We start from the raw sequence: 14736 nt of genomic DNA, 5'->3' as shown, positions 1-14736 counted from the left end.
GGCATTGTGTTGGTGTCAATCTAACAAAAATGGAAAGGCCGGGAGGGAAACCCCCTCCCGGCTCCGGAAACGGATGCGCCCCGCCCGGCCGCTACGCCTTGGAGCGGCCGCCGGGGGTGGACATCATGTAGAGTTCGTGGGGGTCGAGGATGAGCACCACGGAGCCGTCGCCCATGATGGTGGCTCCGGAGATGCCGCGCATGTCGAATTCCGAGAGGTAGGTGCCGAGCGGCTTGATGACGATTTCCTGGCGTTCGAGGAGCCGGTCGACGATGAGTCCCAGCCGGCGTTCGTTGTCCTGGAGGATGACGATGGGCACGATTTCGCGGTCGCCCTGCTCCACGGGCAGGTCGAGTACCTCGGCCAGCTCCACGATGCCGAGCACTTCGCCGCGCAGGGTGACGCATTTGCGCTTGTTGACCTCGGTCATGCGCTTGAGCTCGATCTTGGTGGTCTCGGACACGGAGTCCAGGGGCAGGGCGTAGGTCTGGCCGGCGACCACGACCATGAGGGCGTCGATGATGGCGAGCGTGAGCGGCAGGGCCAGGGTGAACTTGGTGCCCTTGCCCACCTCGCTGGTCACGTTGACGGTGCCCTTGAGGTTTTTGATGTTGGTGCGCACCACGTCCATGCCCACGCCCCGGCCGGAGATGTCGGTGATTTTTTCGGCCGAGGAGAAGCCGGGCATGAAGATGATGTCGATGGCGTCGCGGTCGTCCAGGGCCTTGGCTTCCTCGGGGCTCATGAGGTTTTTCTTGACCGCCACCTCGCGCATCTTGGCCGGGTCGATGCCCTTGCCGTCGTCCTCGATCTCGATGGCCACGGAGTTGCCTCGGTGGTAGGCACGAAGCCACACGCGCCCGACGGGCGGCTTGCCGGCGGCCACGCGTTCGGCCTCGGTCTCGATGCCGTGGTCCACGGAGTTGCGGATGAGGTGCACCAGGGGGTCGCCGATGACCTCGACCACGGACTTGTCGAGTTCGGTTTCCTCGCCTTCGGTGATGAGGTTCACTTCCTTGCCGGACTTGCGCGACAGGTCGCGCACCAGGCGGGGGAAGCGGGAGAAGACCGTCGAGACCGGGACCATGCGCACCTTCATGATGGTGTCTTGCAGGTCGTCGGAGATGCGGGCCATGGAGTAGGTGGTCTCGGTGAGCTGCTGGCCGATGTGGGCGACGTCGTTTTTCCCCTCTTCCAGGGAGCGGGCGAGCATGGCGAAGCGGTTGCGGTTGATGATGAGCTCGCCGATGAGGTTCATGAGGTGGTCCAATTTTTCGTGGTCCACGCGGATGGTGGCCGAGACCTTGGGCTTGCCGGCGTCGGCGGCGGCTTCCGGCGCGGGCGCGGGCGCGGGTTTGGCTTCGGGCTTGGGAGCCGGTTTGGGCTTGGGTTCAGGCTTGGGCGCGGGCGCGGCGGCCGCAGCGGGAGCGGCCTTGGGGGCCGGTTCGGGCTTCGGTTCCGGCTTGGCTTCCGGTTTGGGTTCCGGTTGCGGCGCGGGGGCCGGTTCCGGGGCCGGGGCGGCGGCCTTGGGCGCCTCGGGGAGGGAGGCGGCGGCGGCCGGGACCTTGGCCTTGCCCGAGCGCAGAGAGGCCATGGCGGCGGTGAGCATGTCGCCGAGGATGGAGCATTCCTGACGCAGCATGTCCAGGAGCAGTTCGAAGGACAGGCCCTGCTTTCTGGCCTGGGCCACGATGCCGGCGGTGCGTTCGGCCTGGACCTTGAGATCGGCCAGGCCCATGTAGCCCGAGGAATTCTGGATGGTGACCAGGGCCCGGTACAGGCCGTCCACCATGTCCTTGGATTCGGGGTTCTCGGCCAGGCCGGCCAGGGCCTGGGTCATGTAGACCATCTGCTGGTCGATGGTGGATTCGAAGACGGCCACGTCTTCGGGGTCGTAGCCCGAGCCGGCTTTGGCTTCCTGTCCGGCGGCCTTGGGTTCGGGGACGGGCTGCGGTTGCGGGGCGGGTTCGGGCTCCGGTTCGGCGGCCGCTTCGGGCTCGGCTTCAGGTTCGGGTTCGGGGGCGGCCGGGGCCTCGGGCTCGGGTTCGAGCACCTCGCCGTCCTCGGTGGCCTGCTTGAGCCGGGCGACCAGGGGGCGGATGTCCTGGGGCGTGGCCACGCTGGTCGCGGGTTCGATGTGGCTGACCAGGGCTTCGACCTGGTCGACCACGGCCAGAAGCAGGTCCACCATGGCCCGCGTGGCGGGGATTTCGCCTTTGCGCACCCGGTTGAGCAGGGTTTCGGCCTCGTGGGTGAGGCTGTTGAGCTCCTTGTGGCCGATGATGCCGCTGTTGCCCTTGAGATTGTGGAAATAGCGGAAGATGTCGTTGATGCTTTCGGAGCGGCCGTCGCCGGCGGACTCCAGCTCGAGCAGGGCGGCGTTGAGGCGTTCGATGATTTCCCGGGCCTCTTCCAGGAAGTCGGCCATGTGGCCCTCGCCGATGGAGGTCAGGGGATAGGCCTCGGGGGCGAAGGGCGGCAGCTCGTCGAAAATTTTGGCGATCTTGGCGGCGGCCAGGGAGGCGGGCGAAGGCCCGGCGGGTTCGGTCGCTTCGGGCTCCTCGGGGGCGGCCGGATTGTGCGCCTCGGCGGCGGGAGCCTCGGGAGCGGCGGGCGGGGCGTCCTCGGCCGGGAAATCCCCGGCTCCGGCCGGGGCCGGCGGCGGCGTGGGAACGGCCGTCCCGCCTTCGAGCTGGGCGGCGATGCGGGCGATGACCGGGGCGGTGTCCACGTCGCCCTCGCCGCCCGTCTGCTCCAGGTTTTCGATCATGGTGCGCAGCATGTCCGTGGCCGCCAGGATCACGTCCATGATCTCGGGGTTGACCGGGATATTGCCCTTGCGCAGCTCGTCGAGGATGTTTTCCGCCTTGTGCGCCAAGCCGTTGATGGCGTTTAAGCCGAGAAACCCCGAGGCCCCCTTGAGGGAATGCATGGGCCGGAAGATGTCGTTGAGGAGGCTCAGGTTGCCAGGGTTGCGCTCCAGTTCCAGGAGATTGGGCTCGATGGTCTCGAGGTGCTCCCTGGCCTCCACGATGAAATCGGCGAAAAGTTCCGGATCCATGAAATCCTGGCTCATCAAAGCACCTCGCGGCTGTCGGCGGCGTTCGTCCTACCCCAGCAGCATCTTGACGTTGCGCACCATCACTTCGGGCTGGGCCGGCTTGACCATGTACAGGTTGGCGCCGATGGAAAGCCCCGCGTGGATGTCGCGCTCTTCGCCTTCGGTGGAAAGCACGACGATGGGGGTGTCCCGGTAGGCGTCCTGTTCGCGCACGGTCTTGATGAAGGTGATGCCATCCATGCGCGGCATATTGATGTCGGTGATGATGAGATCGACCTGGGGATCGGTGTACAGCTTCTCGAGCCCGTCCAGGCCGTCCTCGGCCGCGGTCACCTTGAAGCCTTCCTTGCGCATGATGAAGGCCACGAGGTTGCGCACGGTCTTGGAGTCGTCCACGATGAGGATATGCTTGGGCATCGACTACCTCCTCAACTCTTCAAAACCTTTTGAAAAAGACTGTCAACGGAGAGGATGGCCACGAGCATGTCGCCGACCTTGAGCAGGCCGGAAACCATGTCCGAGGCCACGCCCACACGGGACTCCAGGCCCCACTCCACATCCTCGCCCCTGGCCTGATGCATGGTGGTGAGCGCCTCGACCAGGAGGCCGACGAGCATCCCCCGGCAGCGGCAGACGATGATGAAGCGATCTTCGCCGCGCGCGCCGGACAATTCCATGAGCCCGGCCAGGTCGATCATGGGCGTCACCCGGCCGCGCAGGTTGAGCATGCCCTTGACGTGGGGCGGCGCGGCCGGCAGGCGGGTGACGGGCATGGCCCGCAGCACCTCCTGGACCTGGGCGATGGGCAGGGCCAGCTCCTGGCCGGCCAGCCGGAAGCCGACCAGCTTGAATTCGCCGGCCTGGCGCAGCTGCTCTTCCAGGGCGGCGTCTTCGGAGAGCGCCCGCGCCTCGGCCGGCGCGGGCGCGAGGAACCCGACGTCGCCCTTCGCAGTCCCGGCCGGGGCCGGGGCCGGGGACAGGGGCCCGGTGACCGAGGTCACGGCCGAGGGCCGGGAAAGGCCTTCCCGGGCCAGCACGCTTTCGAAGTCCGCGCCCACGTAGCGGGTGAGGAAGGTCCGCTCCGCCTCGGTGAAGGAGCCGGCGTGGGCTTCGGGCAGAGACACGGAATCCTTGAAGTAATTTTCCAGATTTGAACTCACAGGGAAAGCACCTCACGTGCCAGGGCGGCGTATTCGCGGGAGCCCCGGCTGTCCGGGGCCACGTCCTGGATGACGCGGCCGGCGGCGCTGGCCTCGCGGAACTTGGTGTCCAGGCCGATGACGGTCTCGAACATCCGGCCGACGAATTTTTCGCGCAAAAGCGCCAGCACCCGCAGACAGGCCCGGGCGCGCCGGTCGAACATGGTGGCCAGGGCGCGGTAGGCCACGGGGCGCGGCAGGGCGGCGTTGAGGGCGCGCATGGTGTCGAAGAGGTTGCGCACGCCGTGCAGGGCCAGAAAATCCGTCTGGATGGGGATCAGGCACAGGTCCGCGGCCACGAGCGCGTTGACCAGCACCACCCCGGTATGGGGCGGGCAGTCCAGAATGACATGGTCGTACGCCGGTCCCGACGCCAGAGCTTCCCGCAAAAGCACGCCTTTCCCCTTCCTGTCCCGCAGATCCCATTCCATGTCCGACAGCCGGGCATGGCTCGGCGCCAGATCGAACGCCGCCGCTTCCGGCCGCGTCACCACGCGTTCCCAGGGCACGGCCTCCGGGGACGCGGCCCAAAAAACCTCCGCCGACGAAGCGGCCACGCCCTCGAGGAAAATGCCGAGGTGCGCCGAGGCGCAGCCGTGGGGATCGAGGTCCATGACCAGGATCCGCCGCCCCGTCATGGCCAGAGCCGCCGCCAGGGACAGGGCCGTGGTGGTCTTGCCCACCCCCCCCTTCTGGTTGGCTATGGCCAGAACGCGAGGAGCCAACGCCTGCCTGTCCCGTCATCGACGCCAGCCGACATCGCCCTACTCCTCCTTGCCGTAGATGATGGCTCCGGGATAATGCTTGGGACGAAAGGCCCGGGAGATGTTGTGCAAGGATTCCGAGTGGCCGATGAGCAGTTGGCCGCCGGGGAGCAGGTTGTCGTAGAAAGCCGCGATGACGTTTTTCTTCATCTCGTCGTCGAAGTAGATGATGACGTTGCGGCAAAAGACGATGTGGGAGCGCTCCACGCGCTTGAGCATCATCCGGTCGCTCAGGTTGATCTGGCCGAAGGCGACCAGCCGCTTGACCTCGGGCTTGATCCTGAAATTCGCCCCGTCCGGGGTGAAGTACCGCGCCACGATCTCCTTGGGCGTGGTACGCAGGCTGTAGTCGGTGTAGACGCCTTCCCGGGCCTGGGCCAGCACGGCCTCGGACAGGTCGTTGGCCGTGATGCGGATGTCCCAGGTGGACAGTTCCGTGCGCAGCACCTCGTGGAGGATGATGGCGATGGTGTAGGGCTCCTCGCCGGTGGAGCAGCCGGCGGACCAGATGCGCAGGCGCTTCTGCCGGGCGGCCCGCTGCTTGTCCAGAACGTCCTTGAGCACCATGTCCTGGAAGACCTTGAGCTGGGGCGGGTTGCGGTAGAAGCTCGTCTCGTTGGTGGTGATGACCTCGAAGAGGCGGTTGAGCTCCTGACGGCGGCCGGCGTCGTACTGCAGGTAGGCGTGGTACTCGGAGAAGCTTTTGAGGTTGAGTTCCTTCAGCCGCGTCGCCAGGCGGTTCTCGACCAGGTACTTGCGGTTGTCGGCCACGAAGATGCCGGACTGGGCGTAGATGAAGTCCCGCAACTGGGCGAACTCCGCGTCGGAGATCTTGAGATCCTTGCGCAGCGAGATGGTCTTGGAAAAAAGCGAGGTCATGGACTAGCGCTCCCCTTGCTCGTCCCGCAGTCTGGCTATGGCCGCCTCCACGGCGGCGACCAGTTCCGGGTCGTCGCCCGCGCCCAGGCGCAGGAGCCCTTCGAACGCCGCCGGGCCGCCGATCTCGCCCAGCACTTCCACGGCCTTGAGCGCCACGAGCTTGCTCGGTTCCCCGGCCAGCTCCAGAAGGCGCGGCACCGCGTCGCGCTCGCCGCGGTTGCCGAGCGCCTCCAGGGCCCTGATGCGCACCCAGTCGTCCGTATCGGACAGGGCCTGCTCGAGGTAAGGATAGATCTTGTCGCTGTCGCAGCCGCCCAGGAGCTCGACCACGGCCAGGCGCACGTCGCGGTTCTCGTCGGACAGGCCGGCCACGATCAGCGGCAGCCCCTCCTCCTCGTGGCCGCACATCTCGGCCAGGGCCTCCAGGGCGATCTTGCGGATGTCCGGCACCTCGTCGGACAGGGCGGAGCGGATCACGTCCATGTGGTCGCGCACGCCCATCTTGCCCAGGGCGTACACGGCCATCAGACGCTCCATGGGCTCGTCGCTGGCGAACATTTCGCGGAATCGGGCGTCGAGGCCCTCGCCGCCGATGGCCACGCAGGCATCCAGGGCCGCTTCCGTGACCGCGGCCGAGGGATGGCCGAGCAGGGCGAAGACGGCCTCGCCGGCGGCGGGCAGGCGCAGCTTGCCGCCGAGGAAGGACACGGCCTCGAGCAGCAGGGCCTCGTCGTCGCCGCCGAGCAGCTCCAGGAAGAATGCGGCCGCCTCCTCGCCGGCGATGGCGGCCAGGGCATGGGCGGCGGCCGGGCGCATCTCCTCGGGCAGGTCGGCGAAGGCGTCCATGAGCAGGCCCGAGCAGGCGGCGCAGGGCAGCGCGGCCAGCACGTCCAGGGCCACCATGCGCCTGGCGTCGCCGCCCTCGCGCAGGGCCCGGCCCAGGGCTTCCGTGAGCCCCATCTCCCGCATGGCGGCCACGGCATGCTCGTAGCGTTCCGGATGCCGGTCCCGGTCGATGCGGGCGGCGTGGGCCAGGACCGCCGTCGCCGCGGCCTCGCCGCCGACGGAGCCCAGTCCCGACACGGCCGCGTCCTGGACGTCCTCCTCGTCGTCGGCAAGGGCCGCCAGCAGGTATTCCCGAAACCGCTCCCGCTCGGCCGCCGACAGCAAGGAGAGGGCCTTGCCACCGAGGATGCGCACCACGGCCTTGACGATCTTGTTGCGAAGGACCTCGGGCGAGGCGTCCATGCGCTTGAGCAGCATGGTCACGGCCTTGATGTTGCCGATCTCGCCCAGGGCGTCCACGATCATGGAGGCGACCAGGTCCGAGCTCCTGTCCAGGGCCTTGACCAGCGCCCCCACCGAGGAGGCGTCGCGGATCTTGGCCAGAGCCTCGATGACCGCGAACTGGACCCACTCGTCGTCCTCCATGGCCTTGCCCAGACACGAGGAGGCATCGGCGAAGGCCAGCTCGCCGAGGCTCACCGCCGCCTGGTAGCGGACGTTGACCTCGTGGTCCTTGAGCAGGGCCTCGCACAGCGGGGCCACGGCCAGCCTGGAGTCCGTGGAGCCCAGGATGTCCGAGGCGAAGATGCGGATGTCGGGGTCCGCGTCGTGGAGCAGTTCGATGAGCGTGGGGAAATCCTGGACGCCCACGGCCCGCAGGATGTCCATGGAAGCGTTGCGGGTGGGGGCGTCGTCGGAGCGCAGGAGCGGCTTGACCGCGGCCACGACCTCCTTGCCGCCGATCTTGCGCAGCGCCCTGTCCGCCGCCTCCTGCACGCCGAGGTTGCGCGAGCACAAAAGCCTGGCCAGGTGCCCGACGGCCTCCACGCAGCCGCTCTCGCCGGCTTCGTACGCGGCGTCGCGAAGCACGTCCGTGTCGTCGCTGCCAAGCCTTTGGCAAAGATCCTTGCAGTCCGCCATGCCGCGTCCTCGCCCGGCCCCTGGGGGCCCGTCATTTGTAGAGGTTTTGGAGGATTGCTTCGCCCATGTCGTCGATGTCCACGATCTCGTCGGCCAGGCCCGCGTCCACGATGGCCTTGGGCATGCCGTAGACCACGCAGGTGGAGTCGGACTGGGCCAGGGCCCGCCCGCCCTTGGTCTTGAGCGCGCGCATGCCCTCGAGGCCGTCGCTGCCCATGCCGGTCAGCACGACGCCGAGGGCCCGACGGCCCACGCCCCCCGCCACGGAATCGAACAGCACCGTGGCCGACGGCTTGTACAAGGCTTCGCGGGGTTCGTCGACCACCCGCACGTCGATGCGGCTGACTTTCTGGTCGATGCGCAGATGCCGGCCGCCCGGAGCCACGTAGGCCACGCCGTGCTGGAGCCGTTCGCCGTCCTCGGCCTCCTTGACCGCGATGCGGCATACGCCGTCGAGGCGCTTGGCGAAGGGCCCGGTGAAGGCGGCGGGCATGTGCTGGGCGATGAGGATGCCGGCCGGAAAATCCTGGGGCAGCACGGAGAGCATCTTCTGCACCGCCGGCGGTCCGCCCGTGGACACGCCGATGGCCACCAGGTCCCGGCACTGGGAGCCGGACGGCCGGACGGCCTGGCGCGGCGCGCGTTCGGCCCCGGACGTCGCCGCGGCCGGGGTTCCCGAGGCGGACGGGCCGGCCGGCCGGGACCGGCCGGCCAGGGAGGCCCTGGCCAAATGGCTCATGCGGCGGCGGGCGATGGTCTTCACCTTGGCCCGCAGTTCGTCCTCGATCTTGACGATGTCCAGGGACACCTTGGAAAGCTGTTTGGGGATGAAGTCCACGGCCCCGAGCTCCATGGCCTTCAGCGTGGCCTCGGCCCCCTCGGTGGTCAGGGAACTGACCATGAGCACCGGGCGCGGCATTTCCATCATGACGTGCCGCAGGGCCGTCAGCCCGTCCATGCGCGGCATCTCGATGTCCATGGTGACCACGTCGGGCTGGTGGCGCCGGATCATCTCCAGCCCCTCCTCCCCGTCGCGGGCCGTGGCCACGACTTCTATCTCGGGGTCCTTGCCCAGCATGGCCGCAAGGGCCTTGCGCATGAAGGCCGAATCATCGACCACCACTACCTTGATCACGCCTGTCTCCTGAGGCCTGGCGGCCTGTCTCGAAGCCCGCCAGGGCGGCGGCGTCCGGACGGCCCGTGCCGTTGACCATGATTAGATGACTCCGGCCGTTCTGACAACCGACATTAGTGCTTGCCAAAGCCCGTGCGATGGTCTAAAGGCTCTTCTTCCACGTCGGGATGTGGCTCAGTCTGGCTAGAGCGCTGCGTTCGGGACGCAGAAGTCGGAGGTTCGAATCCTCTCATCCCGACCAGACTTTTCAAGGGGTTATGCGCAAGCATGACCCCTTTTCTCTTTGCGGCGCGCGCCTGCCGCCGCCCCCCGCGGCCGCCCGTCCGGCCTCGGGGAAAACCTCTCCACCGCCTCAGGCCTCGGCGCTTCCGCCTCCCGCGCCCAGGCAGGAGGCGGCCTCCGCGGCCCGCTCCTCGGAAAGCGTCTCCACGGCCCGGATCAATACCCCAAGCAACGCCCCGACGTGGTTGGCGCAGTACGTCTCGAGTCCCTCGGGAGTGGCCGTGTCCACGGACAGCCAATCCGGTTCCGGAAACAGCTGTTCGGCCTCGAGCAGACGTTGTTCCAGTTGTTCCAGCAGATCGTCGACGCCCCCCGGGCACAGCGAGGGCATGTCCAACACCATGGACAGTTTCTCGAAAACGTCGCGAAGCCGTTCCCATCTGTTCGGTTCGCGACCTTGCGCTTCCCAAAAGGAAGCCATCATGTCGGATTGCATGCCCCGGGCTCCTTTGCCGTCTCTTTTTCCGTGCATATCCTCAAAGCCGCCTGATTGCCAGCCTCGCCCCGGCGCAACGCCCGTATTTGCTTCCCTTTCGAAAATGATTATCACCAACGACATGGAAACATCCGACGCCACGTCCGTCTCCCTGCTGCTTCCGGTCTCCGGCATGCATTGCGCCGCCTGTTCGGCCCGCATCGAACGCGTCCTGCGGACCGTTCCCGGCGTGGCCGAGGCCGACGTCAACCTGGCCGACGAGACCCTGCGCCTGCGCTACGATCCGCAGGTCGCCAGCCTCGACGCCATCCGCGCCCGGGTGGCGGACCTGGGCTTTTCCCTGGGCGAGCCCGCCCCGGAAAACGCCACCGTGGAACTGGCCATCTCCGGCATGCACTGCGCCGCCTGCTCCACGCGCATCGAGCGCGTGACCGGCCGGCTGCCGGGCATGGTCTCGGCCGCGGTGAACCTGGCCGACGAGACGGGCGTGTTCACCTTCGACCCGTCCGTGCTCTCGCGCCGGAAGTTGCGGGAGGCCATCGCGGACCTCGGTTTCGGCGCTACGCCGGCCAAGGACGGCGGCGGGGCCTTCGCCGCCCGCCAGAAGCAGGCCCGGGAGGCCCTGGCCGGCCAGAAGCGCGCCCTGGTTCCGGCCCTGGTACTCGGCGCGCTGCTGCTGACGCTTTCCATGGGCCACATGCTGGGCCTGCCCCTGCCGCACTTCCTGCACCCGGACGCCGCGCCGGCGACCTTCGCCCTGGCCCAGTTGGCGCTGACCCTGCCCATCGTCTGGATCGGCCGGCGCTTCTACCTCGACGGCATCCCGGCGCTTTTGCGCGGCGGCCCCAACATGGACAGCCTGGTGGCCATGGGCACGGGCGCGGCCCTGGCCTACAGCCTGGCCAATCTCGCCCTGATCCTGGCCGGCTCGGACCCGGGCGCCCGGGCCATGGACCTCTATTTCGAATCCGCCGGCGTGCTTTTGGCCATGATCAGCCTCGGCAAGTACCTGGAAGCCGCGGCCAAGTTCAAGACCTCGGGAGCCATCGCCGCGCTCATGCGCCTGGCCCCGGACACGGCCACGCTGGTGCGGGGCGACGCGCAGGAGACCGTGCCGCTGGCCGAAGTCGAGGTCGGGGACACGCTCCTCGTGCGACCGGGCGAGCGCGTGCCCGTGGACGGAATCGTGGCCGAGGGGGAATCGCGGGTGGACGAGGCCATGCTCACGGGCGAGCCGATCCCCGTGGCCAAGGGGCCGGGCGACGCCCTGTCCGGCGGCACCCAGAACTCCACCGGAGCACTGGTCATGCGGGCCACGCGCGTGGGCGAGGACACGACGCTTGCGCGCATCGTGGCCCTGGTGCGCCAGGCCCAGGGCTCCAAGGCGCCCATCGCCAACCTGGCCGACACCGTGAGCTTTTATTTCGTGCCGGCGGTCATGGCCGTGGCCGTGGCGGCGGGGCTCGGCTGGTATTTCCTGGGCGGGGCGGGCTTTTCCTTTTCGCTGCGCGTGTTCGTCGCGGTCATGGTCATCGCCTGCCCCTGCGCCATGGGCCTGGCCGTGCCCACCTCCATCATGGTCGGCATGGGGCGCGGGGCGCGCCTGGGCATCCTGGTCAAATCCGGGGCGGCGCTGCAGACCGCCGGCGACGTGGGCGTGGTGGTCTTCGACAAGACCGGCACGCTGACCCACGGCCGGCCCGAGCTGACCGACGTGGTCGCGGCCGAGGGCTTCCCGGCCGAGGATCTGCTGCCCCTGGCGGCGGCGGCCGAGGCCCGCTCGGAGCATCCCCTGGCCCGGGCCGTGACGGCGGCGGCCGAGGCCCGGGGCCTGCCCCTGGCCGCGCCCGAGCGCTTCGAGGCCCATCCGGGCAAGGGCGTGGCGGCGCGGGTGGCCGGACGCGAGGTGCTGGTCGGCACGGCGGCGCTTCTGGCCGAACAGGGCGTCTTCGCCGGCACGGCCGCCGACGCCGACGAAGCCAAGCTCGCCGACGAGGGCAAGTCGCCCGTGCGCGTGGCCGTGGACGGAACCTTCGCCGGGCTTCTCGCCGTGGCCGACACGCCCCGGCCCGAGGCGGCGGCCGTGGTCGCGGCGCTTGCCCGCGACGGCGTGGCCGTGGCCATGCTCACCGGCGACGACGCGCGCACGGCCAAGGCCGTGGCCCGCAGGCTCGGCGTCAAGGAAGTGATCGCCCGGGTGCTGCCCGAGCGCAAGGCCGAGGAAATCGGCCGCTTCATGCGCACGGGCCGCAAGGTGGCCATGGTCGGCGACGGCATCAACGACGCCCCGGCCCTGGCCGCCGCCGACCTCGGCATGGCCATGGGCTCGGGCATCGACGTGGCCGTGGAGTCCTGCGACGTGGTGCTCATGCGAAACGACCTGCGCGGCGTGCCGGCGGCCCTGGCCCTGTCCCGGGCGGTCATCGCCAACATCAAGCAGAACCTCTTCTGGGCCTTCGCCTTCAACACCATCGGCATCCCGGTGGCCGCCGGGGCGCTGCACATCTTCGGCGGCCCGACGCTCAACCCCATGATCGCCGGCGCGGCCATGGCGCTGTCGTCCTTCACCGTGGTCACCAACGCCCTGCGCCTGCGCTTCTTCACGCCGCACCCCATCGACTGACGCAACGGACGCGGCCGTTCACGCGCTTCGACAGGGGCCGCCTCGCTCTGGCCGGACGCGGCGTCGTAGAAGGAGAAGCGCCAGTCCTGCCGCCGGTCCCCGGCCAGGAGATGCGGCAGGGCGTCGGTGACCGCCGCCGCGAAAGCCTCGGGCATGACGGAGCGCGCTCCTGCGGCCACCGCCTCGGAAAAGGGACGCGGCGGAACGGCCGGGGGCGGACACCCCAAGGCGGCCATGTCCGCGCCGAAGACCGCGCCAAGCTCCTGCCCCGACGCACCATGGTCCGTCGCGACAGCCGGCGCACCTGCCTGGCCTCGGGCTCCGGCAGAAGCCGCAGGGCCAGCCCCACCCGGCGCAGCTTGCCGCTGAAGCAGACGTCCTCGTGCAGCCGCTGCCGGTATTCGCCGAAGCCGGACTTGCGCCCGACCCCGGGCGCAGGAGCCGCAGTCCGGCCGGCAGGACCTTGGGGTTGCCGGGCGTGGCGAGCTGGAGGCCGAAGCGCAGGCACTGCGAATCGGCGGCAAACCCTTGCCGGCGTCATCGCGAACGGGCGTGGCCACCAGGTCGTGGTCGTAGCAGGTGCAGGGGACGACGGACAGGCCGTACCGATCCTTGTTCATGGAGCGGCGCGACGGCAGATTCCCGGCCTTGGCCGCAGGCACCACCCCGGCTGCAACGCGTAACGCAGCCGGAACATGAACAAACATTTCATCATCTTGTAATTTTTCAACTTCCGAAAAACATTGCCCCATCGACCGAGGTAGTCTACACAGGAATCTTCGGTTTCGTATCCGCCATCCGGCTCCGCTCGTAAACTGTCAGCGCTAAGGTGGTGCTATGCCTCGATTGTCTCGCCTCCTTTTGACCATGCTCTGCCTGAGCCTTCTCGCCACCGCCAGTCCCGGCTCCGCCCGGGCCTATACCGTGCAAGCCGGCGACACGCCGCTCTCCATAGCCAAGAAGCACAACATTTCCGTGGACGATCTGCTCAAGGCCAACAAGGGTCTCAAGCCGAGCAAGATGAAGATCGGCGACTCGCTGACCATCCCCGGCGGCTCCTCGTCCAAGGCCGAACCGGCCAAGGAATCGAAAAAGGACAAGGCCGACAAGAAGTCCGAACCCAGCTCGCGCAAGGAGCGCGCCGCCGAGGACCGGGACCGTCGCCAGGAAAAGGAGCCCAAGTCCGCGCCGACCAAGGGCGGCGGACACTACACGGTCAAGAAGGGCGACACCCTGGGCTCCATCGCCAGCAAGCACGGCGTGTCCGTGGACGACCTGCTCAAGGCCAACAAGGGCCTCAACCCCAGCCGCATGGGCGTGGGGCAGGAGATCGCCCTGCCCGGCGGCCCCGCGCCCGCTTCCGCGGCCAAGGCCGAGCCGGCCGAGAAATCCCAGGCCAAGTCCCACAAGGCCGCCGAACCCGAGGCCCACAGCACCTACACCGCCCACCGCAAGGACACGGTGGACTCGGTGGCCCGCAAGTTCCACATCAGTCCCAAGGAGCTGGCCCGGCTCAATCCCGACATGGGCAAGAAGCTGCACTCCGGCCAGAAGCTGGTCGTGCCCCTCAGCAAGGGCAAGACGGTCGAGGAGCCCGAGGAGGCCGCGCCCGTGCGCCAGGCCCCGGCCCGGCAGGCCCCGCCCGTGGTCGAGGAGCCGGCGGCCCTGCCCGAGAAGCCCTCGCGCGCCAAGGCCGCGCCCGAGGCCACGCCCTCCCTGCCCGAGAGCCGCGAGACCGCCGACGCCGAGGCCGCCTTCGAGAAAGGCATCGAGTTCGGCAAGCAGAACAAGTTCCAGAAGGCCGTGGAGAGCTTCGACAAGGCCATCAAGCTCAACCCCAACCGGGCCGACTACTTCGCCAGCCGGGGTCACGCCAACTACTACCTCAAGCAGTACCCCAAGGCCATCGACGACTACACCAAGGCCATCGAGAAGAACCCCAACTTCGCCCTGGCCTACTCCATGCGGGGCTTAAGCCGTACCCGGACCGAGAAGTACCAGCAGGCCATCGAGGACTTCAACAAGGCCATCAGTTTCGGCCCCAACGAGGCCGACTACTACAAGGGGCGCGGCTTCACCTACCTGCACCTCAAGCAGTACGGCCCCATGTGCCAGGACTACCAGAAGTCCTGCACGCTGGGCGACTGCGAACTCCTCGACAGCGCCAAGAAGGAAAAGCTCTGCCAGTAGGCGGGGGCTCCCGAGACGCGAAAAGCCCGGCCTCGGCCGGGCTTTTTTATTGGGCAAGGGACCGGGCGCGGCGCACGGGGGCGCGGCGACGACGCCCAGGCCGTCGCCCGACCGGGTGTCGGATGACGACGGGGATGCGAAGGAAACAGCCGCCGGCGAGAGGTCGTCCGGCAGGGACGGAGACAGGGGCGCGATGGCCGCGCCCGGCCATGAGCCTGTTCCACGGCCAGGCCGCGGCTCG

At 68.6% G+C, this 14736-nt stretch carries 10 protein-coding genes and 1 tRNA gene; 3 read left to right on the top strand and 8 right to left on the bottom strand.

Annotated elements, in window-relative coordinates; genetic code table 11:
- Window positions 1-91: 91 nt before the first annotated feature.
- The 7 genes from Q1K70_RS19800 to Q1K70_RS19770 are packed head-to-tail and all read right to left on the bottom strand — an operon-like array spanning window position 92 to window position 8964.
- A complete protein-coding gene (locus Q1K70_RS19800; RefSeq protein ID WP_300163619.1) occupies window positions 92-3076 on the bottom strand; it encodes a chemotaxis protein CheA in 2985 nt (994 codons plus the stop codon).
- 33 nt (window positions 3077-3109) lie between these two features.
- Window positions 3110-3478, bottom strand: coding sequence for a response regulator (locus Q1K70_RS19795; protein WP_029457474.1), 369 nt, complete (start codon window positions 3476-3478; stop codon window positions 3110-3112).
- Window positions 3479-3489: 11 nt separating this feature from the next.
- Window positions 3490-4185 (bottom strand): chemotaxis protein CheW, encoded by a 696-nt coding sequence (locus Q1K70_RS19790; RefSeq protein WP_300163610.1) that lies wholly within the window; start codon window positions 4183-4185, stop codon window positions 3490-3492.
- 32 nt (window positions 4186-4217) lie between these two features.
- Window positions 4218-4985, bottom strand: coding sequence for a ParA family protein (locus Q1K70_RS19785; RefSeq protein WP_300163607.1), 768 nt, complete (start codon window positions 4983-4985; stop codon window positions 4218-4220).
- Window positions 4986-5024: 39 nt separating this feature from the next.
- Window positions 5025-5903: a protein-glutamate O-methyltransferase CheR gene (locus Q1K70_RS19780; RefSeq protein ID WP_300163604.1), complete on the bottom strand. Its 879-nt coding sequence runs from the start codon at window positions 5901-5903 to the stop codon at window positions 5025-5027.
- A 3-nt stretch (window positions 5904-5906) separates the two neighbouring features.
- Window positions 5907-7829, bottom strand: coding sequence for a HEAT repeat domain-containing protein (locus Q1K70_RS19775; protein ID WP_300163601.1), 1923 nt, complete (start codon window positions 7827-7829; stop codon window positions 5907-5909).
- Window positions 7830-7860: 31 nt separating this feature from the next.
- Window positions 7861-8964 (bottom strand): chemotaxis response regulator protein-glutamate methylesterase, encoded by a 1104-nt coding sequence (locus Q1K70_RS19770; protein WP_300163598.1) that lies wholly within the window; start codon window positions 8962-8964, stop codon window positions 7861-7863.
- A 163-nt stretch (window positions 8965-9127) separates the two neighbouring features.
- On the opposite strand from Q1K70_RS19770, the gene Q1K70_RS19765 reads away from it, so the two are divergent.
- Window positions 9128-9205: transfer RNA gene (locus Q1K70_RS19765), tRNA-Pro, on the top strand.
- A 111-nt stretch (window positions 9206-9316) separates the two neighbouring features.
- On the opposite strand, the gene Q1K70_RS19760 is transcribed toward Q1K70_RS19765, so the two are convergent.
- On the bottom strand, window positions 9317-9682 hold the full coding sequence (locus Q1K70_RS19760; RefSeq protein WP_300163595.1) for a hypothetical protein: 366 nt from the start codon (window positions 9680-9682) through the stop codon (window positions 9317-9319).
- 121 nt (window positions 9683-9803) lie between these two features.
- On the opposite strand from Q1K70_RS19760, the gene Q1K70_RS19755 reads away from it, so the two are divergent.
- Together Q1K70_RS19755 and Q1K70_RS19750 are read left to right on the top strand one after the other, a co-directional pair.
- Window positions 9804-12305 (top strand): heavy metal translocating P-type ATPase, encoded by a 2502-nt coding sequence (locus Q1K70_RS19755; protein ID WP_300163592.1) that lies wholly within the window; start codon window positions 9804-9806, stop codon window positions 12303-12305.
- A gap of 837 nt (window positions 12306-13142) precedes the next feature.
- Entirely contained in the window at window positions 13143-14495 is a 1353-nt protein-coding gene (locus Q1K70_RS19750) for a LysM peptidoglycan-binding domain-containing protein (protein WP_300163589.1), read from the top strand.
- Window positions 14496-14736 lie beyond the last annotated feature (241 nt).

It is taken from the genome of Solidesulfovibrio sp. (assembly GCF_029978005.1).
GTDB lineage: Bacteria > Desulfobacterota > Desulfovibrionia > Desulfovibrionales > Desulfovibrionaceae > Solidesulfovibrio.
The sequence above is the reverse complement of the archived record's forward strand: the minus strand, read 5'-3'. Positions and strand labels throughout refer to the sequence as shown.

Coding starts and splice junctions, on each gene's coding strand:
- Q1K70_RS19800 (WP_300163619.1), bottom strand. CDS start 3,076: ATGAGCCAGGATTTCATGGATCCGGAACTTTTCGCCGATTTCATCGTG.
- Q1K70_RS19755 (WP_300163592.1), top strand. CDS start 9,804: ATGGAAACATCCGACGCCACGTCCGTCTCCCTGCTGCTTCCGGTCTCC.
- Q1K70_RS19750 (WP_300163589.1), top strand. CDS start 13,143: ATGCCTCGATTGTCTCGCCTCCTTTTGACCATGCTCTGCCTGAGCCTT.
- Q1K70_RS19780 (WP_300163604.1), bottom strand. CDS start 5,903: ATGACCTCGCTTTTTTCCAAGACCATCTCGCTGCGCAAGGATCTCAAG.
- Q1K70_RS19760 (WP_300163595.1), bottom strand. CDS start 9,682: ATGCAATCCGACATGATGGCTTCCTTTTGGGAAGCGCAAGGTCGCGAA.
- Q1K70_RS19775 (WP_300163601.1), bottom strand. CDS start 7,829: ATGGCGGACTGCAAGGATCTTTGCCAAAGGCTTGGCAGCGACGACACG.
- Q1K70_RS19795 (WP_029457474.1), bottom strand. CDS start 3,478: ATGCCCAAGCATATCCTCATCGTGGACGACTCCAAGACCGTGCGCAAC.